General features: G+C 61.6%; 10 protein-coding genes. 3 read left to right on the top strand and 7 right to left on the bottom strand.

From position 1 onward, the window contains the following. Nucleotides 1-154: 154 nt before the first annotated feature. The gene (locus Tel_14695) at nucleotides 155-853 is read right to left on the bottom strand and encodes a hypothetical protein (GenBank protein ALP54292.1); all 699 of its coding nucleotides are present in this window, start codon (nucleotides 851-853) and stop codon (nucleotides 155-157) included. 68 nt (nucleotides 854-921) lie between these two features. Between Tel_14695 and Tel_14690 the strand changes: the two genes are divergently transcribed. Then, the gene (locus Tel_14690; GenBank protein ID ALP54291.1) at nucleotides 922-2,091 is read left to right on the top strand and encodes a hypothetical protein; all 1,170 of its coding nucleotides are present in this window, start codon (nucleotides 922-924) and stop codon (nucleotides 2,089-2,091) included. Between the two features lie 116 nt (nucleotides 2,092-2,207). Continuing rightward, nucleotides 2,208-3,755 carry a glutamate synthase gene (locus tag Tel_14685; GenBank protein ALP54290.1) on the top strand — a complete coding sequence of 516 codons (1,548 nt, stop codon included), beginning with the start codon at nucleotides 2,208-2,210 and terminating at the stop codon, nucleotides 3,753-3,755. Here Tel_14685 and Tel_14680 read toward each other — a convergent pair. Together Tel_14680 and Tel_14675 are read right to left on the bottom strand one after the other, a co-directional pair. After that, a complete protein-coding gene (locus Tel_14680; protein ALP54289.1) occupies nucleotides 3,752-5,134 on the bottom strand; it encodes a hypothetical protein in 1,383 nt (460 codons plus the stop codon). The genes Tel_14685 and Tel_14680 overlap by 4 nt on opposite strands. Before the next feature lie 33 nt (nucleotides 5,135-5,167). Next, entirely contained in the window at nucleotides 5,168-6,259 is a 1,092-nt protein-coding gene (locus tag Tel_14675) for a transcriptional regulator (GenBank protein ALP54288.1), read from the bottom strand. Nucleotides 6,260-6,415: 156 nt separating this feature from the next. Between Tel_14675 and Tel_14670 the strand changes: the two genes are divergently transcribed. Beyond that, the gene (locus Tel_14670) at nucleotides 6,416-10,204 is read left to right on the top strand and encodes a hypothetical protein (protein ID ALP54287.1); all 3,789 of its coding nucleotides are present in this window, start codon (nucleotides 6,416-6,418) and stop codon (nucleotides 10,202-10,204) included. Nucleotides 10,205-10,399: 195 nt separating this feature from the next. Here the strand turns inward: Tel_14670 and Tel_14665 are convergent, their stop codons facing one another. The 4 genes from Tel_14665 to Tel_14650 all read right to left on the bottom strand — a co-directional run bounded on the left by Tel_14665 (nucleotide 10,400) and on the right by Tel_14650 (nucleotide 16,157). After that, nucleotides 10,400-13,279, bottom strand: a complete 2,880-nt coding sequence (locus tag Tel_14665; protein ID ALP54286.1) for a hypothetical protein — start codon at nucleotides 13,277-13,279, stop codon at nucleotides 10,400-10,402. A 308-nt stretch (nucleotides 13,280-13,587) separates the two neighbouring features. Further along, nucleotides 13,588-14,127: a hypothetical protein gene (locus tag Tel_14660; protein ID ALP54285.1), complete on the bottom strand. Its 540-nt coding sequence runs from the start codon at nucleotides 14,125-14,127 to the stop codon at nucleotides 13,588-13,590. A 132-nt stretch (nucleotides 14,128-14,259) separates the two neighbouring features. Further along, entirely contained in the window at nucleotides 14,260-14,496 is a 237-nt protein-coding gene (locus tag Tel_14655; GenBank protein ID ALP54284.1) for a hypothetical protein, read from the bottom strand. A 161-nt stretch (nucleotides 14,497-14,657) separates the two neighbouring features. Further along, on the bottom strand, nucleotides 14,658-16,157 hold the full coding sequence (locus Tel_14650) for a radical SAM protein (GenBank protein ID ALP54888.1): 1,500 nt from the start codon (nucleotides 16,155-16,157) through the stop codon (nucleotides 14,658-14,660). Nucleotides 16,158-16,162 lie beyond the last annotated feature (5 nt).

The raw sequence follows: 16,162 nt of genomic DNA, 5'->3' as shown, positions 1-16,162 counted from the left end.
GTCCAGCGCCAGAAACACCACAAACGCCACCGCCAGCACCAGCAGGGTGATTTCCAGAATGATCCACTTCATTATGTCTCCCAGGCCCCGGCCGTCGCACTGGACCGGCATTTTCGATAGGTGAGTTGGACGCGCCAGTATAACGAAACGGCCTCTAGCCGGGCAAAGCCCAGCGCGGGACCACCCGCATGGCCTGACGCAATTCGGCTTCATAGGTCCGGTAATCCGGCATCAGGCTCGCCACCAGATTCCAATAGCGTGGCGAATGGTTCAGATGCACGGTATGACACAGCTCATGAAGCATGAGGTAACGCAGCGCCCCCGGCGAGACGAACAGCAGGGCGCGATTGAGATTGATGTTGTTGCGCGCCGAGCAGCTGCCCCACCGGCTTTTCTGCGCCCGCACCGTAACGCGATTGAAGGGCAGGCCCAGCGCGTCGCTGAGCTGCGCCAGGCGCGGCGGCAACAGCCGGCGGGCATGGTGTTGCAGCCACTGCTGCAGTAACCCACAGGCATGATGCTGGTCCGCGCAGCTGAGCTGCAGCCGGCACTCGCCCGATTGCCGCAGCCGATTGCGCTCGGCGCGCGTATGATCGACCTGCCACTGTTCGGCGACAGCGGGTAAGCGGATGATATCGGGCAATAGCGGCTCGGCGGCGTAAATGGTCGTCATGCGCTGCACTTGCGCGCGCAGCCAGTGTTGGTGTTCGGCGACGAAACCCGGCACGTGTTTCAAGCTGACCCGCTTGGGCACCACCACCTCCACCTTGCCCGGCGGCAGCACCTTGAGCTGCAGGCGTTTGGCGCGCGTGCTGACGCGGATAGAATAAGGCGGCGTGGACATGGGCGCCATTGTGACCAAATCCGCGCTGCAACTCAATGTAAACTATCAGTATTGGCCCACTTGAATCGGATTACGGAATGCGCATGCAGCAGTCACATGTCACCTATCTCGCCGGCCCTGGCACCAGCGCAGACCAGGCCACTCTCATGGCACAGCAACAGGGACTCAACCCGCCCATGCTGCTTAAACGACGCGGCACCGCGCTAGGTTGGATTGCCGCAGGTCACGCGGCACCCGCGATCGACGCCCATGAGGCCGCCGCCGCCTGGGCCGACGCAGGCGCCTATGTGCTGCCGGGTTTCGTGCGCGCGCAGCTCGACTCACAACAGGGCCACATTGAGGCCTCGCTGCGTTTGTTTGAGCGGGTGGCGGCCGGCGCAGAGGTGGCCGAGCTATTCGAACAGCCCCCCTACCGCGAACGCACCGCGGCGCAATTCGAAATGCTCGCCGCCTGTCAGGACGAGGGCGACGACCAGGAAATCGAAACCATCGAATACGACGCCGTCGCGGGCGACGAGGTGGTGGCTGAAAACCTCTGGTGCAAGGCCTCCTGGCTGTCCTTCGAAGAGGATGACGCCTCGCTGCGCTTTCGCTTCTCCTTCGGCATGGTGGGCTATGAAGACGTGGCCGCCGATCCGGTCAGACAAGACTATGCCGCGCGCCTAACCGAGGCCCTGTTCCCAGAGTCGGCGATCATCAGCGCCAACCCGGCCCTGGAGGCGTTTATGGGCAGGGTGCTGGGCACAACGCAGCTGGCCTATGTGGAACGCATCATCTATTTCAACGCCCCCAACGGCGGCGCCCAATTTCATCAGGATATAGAGCGCGGTCACCTGGGCGTGGTCTTCGCCCAGCTGCATGGCCGCACCGCCTGGCTGGCCTGCGCCAAGACCCAATTGATGGACGAGATCCAGGCCTTTATCAACCAGCCGCGCCACCAGGCCGTTTTGGACAGGCTGTTGCCGGATGACGCCGTGCGGCGACAACTCAACGACACGGCCAACCACCGCGAACAGTTGAATCGCGGGCTGGACGAACGGGACCACGAAGCCCTGGAATTACTGCTCAACCGCTGCCCCGAGTTCTGTCGCCAACTCATGGACAAGGGCTATGGCTATATCCTCCACCCCGGCGATATCATCCTGCTGCCGCAACAGGACCTGAACGCCTGCGCCTGGCATACGGTGTTCTGCCTGGACGATTTCCCGGGGGAGTCGCTCTCCTTCGCGGTCCGGTCCACCGCTTGAGCGGCCCCGTTGACACAGCCGCCGAGGGCGGCTGTGTCATTCCCGACGGATCTTTTCTAAGATAAGTCGGGTAACAAGATCACGCGGCTTAGGCCCGACGCCAGGGAGAACACGGCTTGAACAGACCCATCATCGCGAACAATCAACCCATCAATGTCCAGCTCAAGGAAGGCCAGGAGTACTATTTTTGTCGCTGCGGCCGCTCCGATAATCAGCCCTTTTGCGACGGCTCCCACCAGGGCACCGGCATCGAGCCCTTGCCGTTTCAGGTGGAAGAAGACACCGATGCCTGGCTGTGTCGCTGTAAACAGACACGTAATGCCCCCTATTGCGACGGCACCCATCAGCAGTTCAGTGACGAGCAGGTGGGTAAAGCGGCCCCGGCGGATGACGCTGTGGACACGGCGGGTGCGCCCAGCCCCAAGGCGACCGCCGAGGAACCCAGCGTCGAGCTGATCCATCAGCTGGCCCAGGAGGGTCTGGATCAACTGGGCCCGCATGGGCCCATGGCCGCCATGGGGGTACCGCGCTATAAACTGCCCGACTGGGACGATCTGCAACTCATGGTCGCCCAACTGGATACCAAACCGCTGATGGAGGACGTGGCGGTGGGCACCGAGTTGGTCATCGGTCCGCAGAGCAAAAAGCCCCTGGAGCTCAAGATACCCCTGTTGGTGTCGGACATGAGTTTCGGCGCCCTGTCCGAAGAGGCCAAGCTGGCCCTGGCCCAGGGGGCCGAACTGGCCGGCACCGGTATCTGCTCCGGCGAGGGCGGCATGCTGCCGGAGGAGCAGCAGGCCAACCGCCGCTATCTGTATGAACTGGCCAGTGCCCGCTTCGGCTACACGGAGGCGCTCCTGAGCAAGGTCCAGGCCTTTCATTTCAAGGTGGGCCAGGCGGCCAAGACCGGCGCCGGCGGCCACCTGCCCGGCGCCAAGAATGTGGGCAAGATCGCCCAGATCCGGGGCCTGAAGGCGGGCACCCCGGCGCTCTCCCCGGCCGCCTTCGCGGATCTCACCACGCCCAAGGAATTCAAACAATTCGCCGACCGGGTGCGCGAGATCACGGGCGGTATCCCGGTGGGCTTCAAGATGAGCGCCAATCATATCGAGCGCGACCTCGAGTTCGCCCTGCAGGCCGGGGCCGATTACATCATTCTGGACGGCCGCGGCGGCGGCACCGGGGCCGCCCCCTTGTTATTCCGTGATCACATCGGCGTGCCCACCATTCCGGCCCTGGCGCGGGCACGCCATTACCTGGACAACCAGGGCGCCAGCGGCAAGGTCACGCTCATGGTCACCGGCGGGCTGCGCCTGCCCAGCGACTTCATTAAAGCCCTGGCCCTGGGCGCCGACGGCATCGCTTTGGCCAACAGCGCCATCCAGGCGGTGGGCTGTGTGGCAGCGCGCATCTGCCACACCAATAACTGCCCCTCGGGGGTGGCCACCCAGGACCCAACGCTACGCCAACGCATCAAGGTCGATGAAAGTGCCCGGCGCCTGGCCAATTTCCTCAATGCCTCGGTCTCCCTGATGCAGGTGATGGCGCGCGCCTGCGGTCATGATCATCTGCACCAGTTCAACAAGGACGACCTGACCACCTTTAAGACGGACATGGCCCAGCTCACCGGGGTGGAATATGGCGGCTATGACCTGAAGCGTTAGCCCTTCAAGACCAGCGCGCCGGCATCCGGCAGCTTGAGTTGGCGCCGGTAGCGATTCAGTCGCAGGCTCAGCATGATCCCCACCAGGGCGTCGCCCAGCGCCAGGCCGATCCAGATGCCGGTGCCGCCATAGCCCAGGCCGAAGGCCAGCACCATGGCCGTGGCGAAGCCCAAGCCCCAATAACAGACCAGGGTGATGACCATGGGGACGCGGGTATCCTTGCAGCCGCGCAGGAGGCCGCCGGCGACCGTCCCGAGACAGGCCAAGGGCTGGGCCAGGGCCAGCAAAATGAGAAAACGCTGGGCCAGGGCCAGCGTCTCATCCATGCCCCCTTGGCCCTGGAGAAACAGACCCGCGATGGCCTCGCTGAACAGCGTCAACAGGATCAGATACGCCAGTCCCAGCCCCAAGGCTAGAGCACAGGCGCTGCGCCCCGCCGCCCACACGGCCGGGGCATCCTTGGCCCCCACCGACCAAGCCACCCGCACCGCCGCCGCCTGGGCCAGCCCCAGCGGCAATGCATAGATCACCCCGGCCATGCGGATGGCAATGGTGTGGGCCGCCAGCACCTCCACACTGATGGCCCCCATGATCACCGTGGCGAGCAGAAATACCCCCAGCTCGGCCAGATTGATCATGCCGATGGGCAGGCCGATGCGGAACAGGGCAGCGAACTGCGTGCCGTCGAAGCGCAACAGGCCCTTGTCGAGGCGATAACGATGATATTGCCTGTGCCTGAGCACATAGACAGTCAAGGCCGCAAACAAGGTGGTGGCGCAGACCACCGAGGCGAACCCTATCCCGGCCAGGCCCAAGGCCGGCACGCCCCAGAAGCCATACATGAACAGGTAATTGCACAGGGCATTGAGGGGCAGGATGGCGAGCATGGCGCGGAAGATGACCGCTGTCTGCTTATGCGCCGAGAGAAAGTAGTGCCACACCATGGCCAGCAACATGAAACAGAAATAGAGCGCCATCATGCGTGCGTAGGGAATACCGGCCTGGATGATCTCCGCCTTGACCTGCAACAGGGACAGGAACCAGGCGCTGTGCCCGATGATCAGGACACCCGGCAGACACAACAGCGCCACCACCCAGAAGGCCTGTTGGGTGGCACGGCGCACGGTGCGCCGATCGCCCGCCCCCAGGGCCTGGCCGATGATGGGCGACAAGGCGGCAATCACCCCCAGGGCCAGGTAATAGACCACGGAATAGAAATCACTCATGGCCGCCCCCGCGGCCAGTTGCAGCGGGCCCAGCCAAGCGCTCATGACCACATCGGTGATGGAGATTCCCATACTGAGCAGGGACGCCATGACCAGGGGCCAGGCGATGCGGAGCAGGGGCAGGGTCTCTGACGGTGTGCGTTGAGCTTGCATGGAAGCAGGGGGCGGTGCGGCCGCCCCCTTAGCCTACTTGCGGATGATATAATAGTCGTTCTGAAAGTCATGCGCCAGCCGGTGGATGTCGATGTCGCGGAAACCAGCCTCCCGGAGCAGTGCGCTGGCCGTCTCGCGGCCCCACAGGGTGCCCAGGCCATCACCCCCCTGGGCCAAGGACACCGTCATGCAGTGCATGGTGGAGAGGGTGTAAAGCAGGGGCCCGATGGGGTGATCGAGATTGTTCTCCACCCGACTGGAGCCATGGATGTCCTGCATCAAATAGACACCGTCATCCCTGAGTGCCGTGTGGATCCCTTTCAACACCGCCCGGGGTTTGGCCTGGTCGTGAATGGCATCAAAAGTGGTGATCAGATCAAACTGATCGGCCAGCGCATCCTCATCGAAGTGGGTCAGGTCCTGTTGCAGGAAATGGAGGTTGTCCAGTCCGCTCTGCTCAGCCTGTGCACGGGCATAGTCGATGGCCTCTTGGGACAAATCAATACCGACGAACTGACTGCGCGGATAGTGCTGAGCCAATAGCTGCAGGGCCCGGCCCCGGCCACAGCCCAGATCCAAGACCTCGATACCCGCCGCCAGGCGTTCCTTAAGCCCGGGGACCAGCGGCAGGATATGATCGAACAGGGAAGACAACACGGACTGGCCGCTGTCTTCGGCCATCACCTCATGGAAGCGGTCGAACCTTTCATAGGGCACACCGCCCCCCTCATGGAAACAATCGATAATGGCGTCCTCCACCGTGGCCAACACGGGGATGTATTGGGCAAACACGGCGATGTTGTCCGCCGCCGCGGCGCGGGTCAAATAGGCCGCGTGCTCGGCGGGCAGGGTATATACCCCGTTGTGCGGGTCGTACTCCACCACAGCGGCGACAGTCAGGGCATTGAGCCATTCGCGCACATAGCGTTCGTTAAGCCCGGCGCTGCGGGCCAGCCGGGCGCTGTCGGCGGGACCGATCTCGGCCAGGCGATCGAACAGGCCGGTGCGGTGACCGATCGAGGTCATCAAACAGACGGCCCCCTGGTTGAGGCTGTCCACCAGACGCTCGGCAAAGGCGTCGGCCTTGGCGCTGGAAAACTGGGCAAGTTGATGATTCAGACACATGGCAATCTCCTCCTCGGTTGCGATAAATGAAATACCTCTCCCTTCCCCAATCAAGCTAGCCCGCCGCCGTCAAGCCGGCGTCAAGCGCGGCGTGAAAAGTGCGTCAAAACATAATTTTTTTGCATCCTGCCCGCGCCGGGACCACAATCGCTGATCATGAACGCGCATCCCACCTCCCCCGCGGCAAGGCTCACCCTGTTGGGTGGCTTCCAGCTGCGCGACGCCGCCGGCACGGAGCGCATCGTCGCAGCGAAAAAGGCGAAGGCACTGCTGGCCTATCTCGCCCTGCAGCCCGGCCAGGCCCAGACGCGCGAAAAACTGGCCGCCCTGCTATGGGGGGAAGGGAGCGATGAACAGGCGCGCCAAAGCCTGCGCCAGGCCCTGGCCGGGCTGCGCAAGGCCCTGCCCGCCAACGTCATCGGTGCCGTCGACGACCAGCTGTGGATCGACGCGGCCCGGCTGAGCTGCGACGTCAACGAGTTTCGGCGCCTGGGGGAGGCGGGCTCCAGCGAGAACCTGGTGCGCGCGCTGGACCTGTACCAGGGGGAATTGCTGGAGGGACTCAATCCACGCGCCGAGGTATTTGAGGAGTGGCTGTTGAGCGAACGCGCCCAGCTGCAGCACCAGGCCTTGGTGCTGATGGAGCGTTTACTGACGCGCCATCTGGAAGACGAACACCCGGGACAGGCCCTCGACCTGGCCTTGAGGCTGTTGTCCCTGGACCCCCTGCGCGAGGCCACCCATCGCGTGATCATGCAGCTTCATGCTCGGCGCGGCCATTTCACCGCGGCCCTGAAGCAGTATGACCAGTGCCGACGCCTATTGCAGCGCGAGCTCGGGGTCGCCCCCGAGGCCGAGACCGAACAACTACAGCAACAGATCCTGGCCCGACGCCGCCGTCCCGGCGATGCCGCCCAGGACGAGGCACCGCCCCCCGCCCCGACGACGGCAGCCCGCGCGCAACTGCGCCAAGCCACGGTACTGTGCCTGCGTCTCGAGGGCTTTGCCACGTGGGCGGAGACCCTCGGGGCGGAGGCCCTGCATCGACACCTGAGCCGCTATTACGCCTTGGTCGATGCCGAAGTAGGCCGGCGCGGCGGCAACGTCGTCAAACGGCTGGACGATCTGGTGATGGTCCTGTTCGGGGTGCCACTGACCCATGACGATGACAGCTGGCGGGCCCTGCAGGCCGCCGTTGCGCTGCGTCGAGCGGTGGGCGCGGCCTTCAGACGCGAGGGGCTGACAGCCCAGCTGGGGCTGGCCAGCGGCCAGCTGCTGGCCGGCGACCTGGGCAGCCCCCAGTTCCAGGAATACGGCGTGGTGGGCAGCCCCCTGAGCAGCGCGGAGCGGCTGGCACGGGCCGCGGCGGGCGGTCAAGTGTTGGTCAGCGAGGCCTGTTATCGCCAACATGCCCAACAGCTGGAGGCGCGCCCGCTGACCTCGGTCCAAGGCTGGCAGATCCATGCCTTGCATCCCCAGGCCATCCACAGACCCGGGTTTATCGGGCGCCAGCGGGAGATGCGCCTGTTGAGTGCAGCCCTGCAGGAGTGCCGGTCCAACGAACGCGGCGAGGCATTTTACGTGCGCGGCGCGGCGGGTATCGGCAAGAGCCGCCTCATGGAGGCCTGGGTCGAACGGGCCTGCGCCCAAGGATTCGAGGCCCAGGTGATGCAATGCCGGGACGTCGGCGACTCCGCCCCCAGCGTCATACAGACCCTGGTCCAGGGCCTGGTAGGTCGGCTGGCCCAGGGCCAGGTGGAGGCCTTGGTCAAGCGCGGTGTCATCGAATCCGGTCAACGCCCCCTGCTGCACGACCTGTTGGGCCAGGCGCCGGACGCGGCGAGCATGTTCGCCGCCATGGAGGACGCGGCGCGCCAGCAGGGCCGGCAGGCTGTCCTGACACGGTTACTGCAGGCCGCGGCGGCGCAGCGACCGTTGCTGCTGCTGGTGGAGGATATCCACTGGGCCGATGCCGACACCCTGTCCCATCTGGCCGCCCTGGTGCAAAGTGCCAGTCGTCTGCCGCTGCTGCTGGCGATGACCTCACGGGTGGCGGGAGAGCCCTTGGATCCCGCCTGGCGCGGGGCCATGCTGGGGGCCAGCCTGACCACCCTGGACCTGGGCGTACTAGCGCCGGAGGAGATGCAGGCCTTGGCCCGGACCCAGGAAGCCGACTCGGGCCTGGCCCAGCGTTGCATCGAACGAGCCGCCGGCAATCCCTTCTTCCTGCTGCAGCTGTTGCAAGGGGTCGGTGACACGGACGCCCGCCTTCCCGACTCGATTCAGGTCCTGGTCCAGGCCCAACTGGACCGCCTGGCAGCGCGCGACAGACAGGCGGCCCAGGCCGCGGCGGTACTGGGTCAGCACAGCCCCCTGGCCGCGCTGCGCCATCTGCTGGCGGACGACGCCTATGACGGCGCTGCACTGGCGCAGGCGGGTATGCTGCGACCCCAGGGCGAGGTGCTGATCTTCCACCATGCCCTGATCCAGGAGAGTGTCTATACCTCAATGCTCGGGCGCGAGGCGGCGGCCCTGCATCAGCGCGCCGCCCAGTGGTATGCGCAGCGCGACGCGGTCCTGCATGCCGAACACCTGGATCGGGCCGATCATCCCGCCGCGGCCGCGGCCCTGCTGGCGGCGGCCCGGCGCTTGGCGGCCCAGTATCGCCTGCCCCACGCCCGCCAGCTGTTACGGCGCGGGCTGTCCCGCACCGGGGATGACGGCTTCGAGCTGGCCCTGCTGCTGGGCGAGCTGTCACGCGAGACCGGCCATATCGATGCCGCCATCGCCGCCTTTGCGCGCGCCGAGGCCGCCGCCCAGCACCCCCTGCAACGCTGCCGCGCCCTGATGGGCAGGGCCGCCTGTCTGCATCTGCACGACGAATATCAAGCAGCCTTGACCACCCTGGCCCAGGCCGAGGCTTTGACCCGCCGCCAGGACGCCGTCGCCGAGCGCGCGCGCATCGCCTATTTACGCGGCAATGTGCTGTTCCCCCTGGGACGCCTGGATGAGTGCATGGCCTCCCACCAGCAGGCCTTGGACGGCGCCCGGCAGTGCGGCTCACTGGCGTTGGAGGCCCACGCCCTGAGCGGCTTGGCCGACGCCCACTACCTGCGCGGGCGCATGCAGACCGCCCATGAGCTGTTCCGTCGCTGTGTCGATCTCGCCCGCCAACACGATCTTAAGCAGATCGAGGTGAACAACCTCTCCATGCGCGGCCTGACGGCCATGTATCTCAATCGCCTGGAACAGGGTATGGAGGACAATCGCCGCTGTATCGAGCTGGCGCAGCAGATCGGCAATCGTCGCGCCGAGCTCAGCGCCCGCGAGATCCTCGGCATGATGCTCTATTTCCAGGGGGCGCTGGCGGCGGCCCAAGACCAACTAGAACGTGGCCTGGCCCTGGCCCAACAGCTGGGCGCGCGCCGCTTCGAGGCGGATTGCTTCGGTGTTCTGGCGGACATCGCCGCGGCCCAGGGGCGTCCGGATCATGCCTTGCGGCTGATCCAACGGGCCCTGCGTCTCAGCGGTGACGACCTGGCCTACATGGGGGCCTGGTTTCTGGGCCAGATGGCCCGCTATACCCCGGATGGGGATAAGCGCCGTTGGGCCTTGGCGGAGGCCCAGCGCATCCTGTCGGCCGGCGCCGTGGGTCACAATCACATCCACTTTTACGAAAATGCGATCTACAGCTGTATTCAACAGCAGGACTGGGACCAGGCAGGCCGCTATGCCGAGGCCTTGGGGCACTACACCGCGGCCGAGCCCCTGCCTTGGGCCGAGCTGATTATGACGCTGGGCCGACTGGCGGCAAGCCGGGGGCACGCCGACGCCCAGGCGTTCAGCGTCGACGCACTGGCAGAACGCTATCACCGCCATGGTATCCACCATGTCGACGCCGTTCTGGCCGGCTTGGCCCAGGAGATGGAAACCGACCCGGGATGAGCACGTCCAGCGCATCGCAGCGGCGCATGACGGCGGTCAGGTTATGGGGTTTGGCACCCTTTCAGCAATACGGTGAGATCCGGTTGGCGCGGCGCCAAACGCTGCTTGAGTCTGTGATAACCCTCATGAGTCATGACTTACCTTGACACCAGCGCATCAGTCCAAGGCCCGGCTGTGCGGCGTGGAATACGCTGGCTATGATCCAAAATGTTGATACGGGGGTAAATCGAAATAGAAGCAGGCACCCTTACCGACTTCGCTGTCAAAACCGATGCGCCCGCCATGGCGCTCGACAATGACTTTACTGATGCTCAAACCCAAACCGGTACCGCCTTTTTCACGGGTGTCCGAACTGTCGGCCTGGGCAAAACGCTCGAAGATGCGGGCACGAAATTCCTCGGGAATGCCCGGGCCCTGGTCGATCACCGCGACCCGGTAGAACTCCGCCTTGCGCTCGATGGTCAATCGCACCGTTTCCCTTTCAGGCGAATATTTCACCGCATTGGAGATGAGATTGGCGAAGACCTGCAACAGGCGGTTTTCATCGCCCTGCACCATGGCCTGCTCAGGCGCGCACGTCAGTCGCAGTGAGACGTTATGCTGGCGGGCATAAGCCTCGTTGGCCTCAAGCGCACTGTGCGCCAACGCGACCAGGTCCAACGGCTTAACATTGAATTCCAGGCGTCCGGATTCAATCTTTTCCAAATCCAGCAGATCATTGATCAATAACGTCAGACGCTTAGAGTTGCGCTGCGCCACATCAAGCATGGCGCGGCCTTCATCGCGCATCGGACCGGCGGCACCGCCGAGCAGCAAGCCCAGCGCGCCGCGAATAGACGTCAACGGCGTGCGCAGTTCGTGACTCACAGTGGAGACGAATTCGCGCTTCATTTGCTCGATCTTCTTGCGTTCGGTAATGTCGCTGGCAATGCCGAGAAAGCCGTTGACTTTGCCGTCGCTGTCATACACGGCGGTGATAGACAACAGCACTGGAAACCGGCTGCCATCCTTGCGGATATAGGTCCACTCCCGCTCATCGATCTGTCCCTGCTTCGCCTTGGCGACGAAGACCTCGAAACCGGGAGCGACGGACCTGCCCAGTTCGTGCGTCAATACGTCGGCCCGTCTGCTTATCTCGTCCTTGTCATGAATGACCCCCGGGGTCATCTTGCCAATGACTTCATCGGCGGCATAACCGAGCAGGCGCTCGGCGCCTTTATTGAAGCTGGTAATGGTGCCATCCACCTCGGTGGAGATGATGGACAGATTGGCACTATCGAGGATGGCCTGGCGCAGGGCCGTCTCCCGATACAGGGCTTGAGTGGTGATGTGTTGTTCCAATTGACTGCCCACCCACTGGGCAAACAGGCGTATCAATGAATAATGAAAATGGCTAAAGGGCGTGGGCCGCCGCTCGGGGCCTGAAAAATTGAGCGTGCCGTAACGCTCGTGCCCCACCAACAGGGGGGTACCGATGTAGGACTCCAACCCAAACTGGCGATAACAGGGATGGTTTCTGATTTTACTATTGCCGACATGATGAAAGCCGATGGGATGATTGGCATGCAGTGTATGACTACAATACGTCTCATCCAGCGGAAACTGGGCGCCGGGTGGCGGCGCTTGCGGAGGACCGGCGCTATATTCGACACAATAGCGGTCTTCCACTATATGACTGACGATGGCCAGTGGTAGACCAAATACCTCACGTCCCAGCGCCAACAGCGCCTGAATCTTGCCATCCAGATCGAGCTTGGGATCGGTGGTAATGGCATGCAGTTTTTCCAACGACGCCGTGTACTGCCGCATCTCCTGCTCGGCGCGCTTGCGCTCGCTGATATTGCGAACAATGGCGACGAAGCGGGCCTCGCCGCTTTCTTCATCGCGCACCAACTGCAAAAAGACCTCGACCGCAAAGTCGTGACCGTTTTTATGGCGATGAACTGTTTCAAAATGAAGCGCGTCCTTTTCACCATTTAATAGCGGCTCGATCATCTCGCGAAAGCGCGATTCGGGAATGTGCGGCTTGATCTGATAGGGCGTCATCTGCAAAAGCTCTTCCCGACTGTAGCCCATGGACGCCACGGCGCCCTTGTTGAGATAGACAAAACGCAGGCTTTCGGCCTCGAACATGAAGATCATATCGTGGGTGTTATCGAGGGTGTAGTTGACGCGGCGCAATTCCTCAGTGGCGCGTTTGCGCTGGGTGATATCCCGTTCGATGGCGATAAAGTTGATGATCCGCCCGCTGTTGTCGCGCACCGGCTGCACTTCCAAGGCGAGCCAGTATTTCTCGCCCTGTTTGCCGTAGTTGATGATCTCGGTGCGGAAGCCCTCGCCGGCACGTAGCCGTTCGCGCATGAACTGCACCGTGGCAGGATCCGTCTCCGGACCTTGCAGTATTTCGCCCGGTTTTTTACCGACGACTTCACCCAGCTGGAACCCACTGATACGCGTAAAGCCCTTGTTGACCCATTCAATCACGCCGTCGGCGTCGGTAATAATAACCGCATCCTCGGTACGACTGGCAACCAAGGCCAGCTTGCGCAGTTCGGCCTGGGTGGCCTCATCAATAGCCGGCGTCATCCGCGCCCGACCCAGGTTGACAAACTGCGGCTCAACACAATCGGCCAAGTCGCGCAGCATGTCCAAACGCCGCGGCGAAAATCCGTGCGGCCGCTTGTCGGCCACGATCAAGGCGCCGATCACAATGCCCTCGGGTGAACGCAACCGCGCAGCGGCGAAGCTACGCACATAGGGGGCACCGATCACCATCGGATGCTGCGCCCAACGCGGATCTTTGTGGGTATCGGCGATATCAATGTCTTCGCTTGACTCGATGATTCGGCGACACAGGGATTGGTCTGTGTCGACACGCCGCAGGGCCACACCTTGCGCGGCCGCGAGCGAAAAACCGTCCGTGTCCAGCAGCCCGATCCAGGCAAACGGCACATCGAAATGCTGTGCGGCAATGCGCACGATGCGTTGAAAATACTGTTGGTCGGCGATCGTCTCTACCGCCGAGGAAGAAACCAGGGGGCGGAGCTTACCGGCAGGATAGTCTGAATGTTTCATGGAATATGTTGCTAAGCATGTCGTATTCTTGCCTTTGGCGATGCCCATCTCTTATCAGACGGCTGTGCCACTGTTGCAGCCTGGCTCTCGGTTTTCGGGCACCCACAAACAGGCAGACTTAGCTTGCCAGTGTATCACCCATGGGCGTGCCTGCCGATCCCGTCACAAGGCCGAGATAACACTACTGCCTGGATCAACATCGAGATCTAGACGCTTGTGCCGTTTGCAGCAATGGACACGCGGCGGCCAGGACACTAAAACAGAACGTTGTCGTATACAGCATAAGCCAGTTACTGCCCGTCCCCGCTTCAAACAAGCGGCCTGTCGTGGTTGTTGACACTACGACTTAACGGTTTTTTAGGCTGCAATGTAAACCAGTCCACTGCGGTGATCTCGTGATAGTAGTCGGCCTCTTCACGCAACAGCTGGGAAGTAGTCGCGGGTACCGCGGCAATCTCGACGCGCACACCTTCCGATCTGAGATAACGCACCAACTCGACATAATCCGAATCACCCGAAATAATGATGATGGTGTCGACCTTGCTGGCCAGCTGGGTGGCCTTGATGGTAATGGGAATATCGGCCGACTTGTGACAGGGGCGCACCGAACCGTGAAAATTTGTATGCAGCCGCTCCTGCAGCTTGGCGGAAATGGTGTGACCTTCGCGAAAATAAACCAAGCGGTTCAGGCCGCGATTATCCAGCAGGCGCGGCACCAGCGTATCGAAGTTGAGCATGGTTTGGGTATCGCCGGTTTCGCTATGGATACTCCGCTCTATGTTGTTGCCGTCTACCAGAATAGCGACCGATTGGCTGATAATGACATGGGGGTGACGTGTTTGATTCATAACTACTTATTGATGATGGGCCAATGGTCATTATAAAGTGCTTCGCGGCTCCGTGCAGCCGCGCGCCGCGCTCGGATAACAAGCAAAAAAAAGCCGCGAGAACGCGGCGCATTAACATGAATATAGAACAGGTTATTTCTTACAATGGCTTTTACCAACCATGTCCTGCCATAGATAAGGCGGATAATGTCTGATCTGATATTCCTGAGACAAACTTAACTCGTCAGCTTCGATAATTACACTGCGCTTCTGCTTCAGTTTACGCCCCCCCTTGCGGACAACCAGGGTATTCGCAAAGCCGGCGTAGTTAAACGAATCTTTCATAGCGGTTCTCTCCAGAGCTATCAAGCGGTTGCCATCCTCGTGCATGCTCAACGGCCGACAAGAGCATTGTTGCGGATATATCAAGCTTGTTAACTATAGCAGCAAACCCAAATTACAGAATATGATTTAATCGATGGTCTTGAGACGCGCTCAGCGCTCCTGAACCTTCAATAAGTTAGCGCGAAATATTGACCCAAAATAAATATTCAGTGGCGTAGCTGCCGCCGCTTGGAGGCGTGCTTGACAGACGCCGGCGGCGTACAATTACCCTGATCAAACGAGGGTATTCCCTTGAGGCCGGAGGCGCGGTAATCGAGCGCCACATGCCTGGACGTTTCATTTAGATCGCCATCCAATTGCCGCACCAGACCTTGATGCACCAGTTCAAACAAACGCTTCAGCGCAATTCGATGTGTTTGACCCGTCACCTCATACAACCAATCACTCAAGCGCATAAAACGATGAAACGGGTCGTCCGCCAGGATGATCGACTTGCTGTGTTTGAAACGTCCGGAATTGATAATCATATCCCAATAACGGGCGAAACGATTCAGGCGCTGCATGACGCCAAAGTCGATCAAGTTATTGCTGAGAATGTTGTAAGGCGGTAGGGGATTAAAACGCATTTCGTGTTCATCCACATGGCGCACCAATGGCGCGCCGCGTAAGCGTTTGAGAATACCCACCTGGATCTCGTGAGGATCCAGCTGCACGAGGCGGTTTAAGCCCGCGGCGAAACTTGCCACGCTTTCGCCCGGCAGCCCGATGATCAGATCGGCGTGGATATGGGCATGCGTTTCGTTTCTTATCCACACCAGGTTGGCTTCCGTTTTTTGCGCGTCCTGTCTGCGACTGATCAATCGCTGCGTGTCCGGATTGAACGTTTGGATACCGATTTCAAATTGCAGGCTCTTGGCTGGAAAACGCTTGATGACTTGCTTTAGACGTTCGGGCAGGTGGTCCGGGATCAATTCAAAATGAAGGAACAGGCCGTCATCCATGCGCGCCAGAAAAAACTCGAGAATGCGAATGCTATTATCGATTTTAAGATTGAAGGTGCGATCGACGAATTTGAAATGACGCACGCCGCGACGATAGAGCCGATCCAGTTCCGCAAGAAATCGATCAAGCTCGAAGGGCGACGCGCTTCTATCCAAGGCCGACAGACAGAATTCACATTTAAAGGGGCAGCCGCGCGATGCCTCCACATAGATCACGCGATGGGCCACGTCCTCGTCACTATATAGGCTATACGGAAATTTCAGCTCCTCGGGCTGGGGTATGTGCTGCGGGAGAAATTTACCCGGTGGTGTCGGCCCGGCGAATAATTGCCGGCACAGGTCGCGAAATGCGAGGTCGGCCGGACCGGCGATGACATAGTCACTAAGCCTGCACACGGCCTGCTGTTCCTGCTCGTAGCTGACCTCCGGGCCACCGACCACGATAGTTGTCGCCGGACTGACCTGCTTGATCAGGGCGATGGTTTTAGTGATTTCCTCCACGTTCCAGATGTAAACACCAAAGCCGATAATCCTCGGCTTGCCGTGCAGCAAACGCTCGGCGATATCGATGGGCCGTTCGTGAATGGTGAACTCGATAATCGTGCAATCACGTTCCAGCTCATCCAGATTGGCCTTGAGGTAGCGCAGGCCGAACGCGGCGTGGATATAGCGGGCATTCAGGGTGGTGAGAACGATGGCAGCCATGGCCA

Source organism: Candidatus Tenderia electrophaga (assembly GCA_001447805.1).
GTDB lineage: Bacteria > Pseudomonadota > Gammaproteobacteria > Tenderiales > Tenderiaceae > Tenderia > Tenderia electrophaga.
The sequence above is the reverse complement of the archived record's forward strand: the minus strand, read 5'-3'. Positions and strand labels throughout refer to the sequence as shown.

What these genes read in the sequence shown, in the direction of transcription:
- Tel_14695 (ALP54292.1), bottom strand. Translation starts at nt 853, where the DNA reads ATGGCGCCCATGTCCACGCCGCCTTATTCTATCCGCGTCAGCACGCGC.
- Tel_14690 (ALP54291.1), top strand. Translation starts at nt 922, where the DNA reads ATGCGCATGCAGCAGTCACATGTCACCTATCTCGCCGGCCCTGGCACC.
- Tel_14680 (ALP54289.1), bottom strand. Translation starts at nt 5,134, where the DNA reads ATGCAAGCTCAACGCACACCGTCAGAGACCCTGCCCCTGCTCCGCATC.
- Tel_14675 (ALP54288.1), bottom strand. Translation starts at nt 6,259, where the DNA reads ATGTGTCTGAATCATCAACTTGCCCAGTTTTCCAGCGCCAAGGCCGAC.
- Tel_14670 (ALP54287.1), top strand. Translation starts at nt 6,416, where the DNA reads ATGAACGCGCATCCCACCTCCCCCGCGGCAAGGCTCACCCTGTTGGGT.
- Tel_14665 (ALP54286.1), bottom strand. Translation starts at nt 13,279, where the DNA reads ATGAAACATTCAGACTATCCTGCCGGTAAGCTCCGCCCCCTGGTTTCT.
- Tel_14660 (ALP54285.1), bottom strand. Translation starts at nt 14,127, where the DNA reads ATGAATCAAACACGTCACCCCCATGTCATTATCAGCCAATCGGTCGCT.
- Tel_14655 (ALP54284.1), bottom strand. Translation starts at nt 14,496, where the DNA reads ATGCACGAGGATGGCAACCGCTTGATAGCTCTGGAGAGAACCGCTATG.
- Tel_14650 (ALP54888.1), bottom strand. Translation starts at nt 16,157, where the DNA reads ATGGCTGCCATCGTTCTCACCACCCTGAATGCCCGCTATATCCACGCC.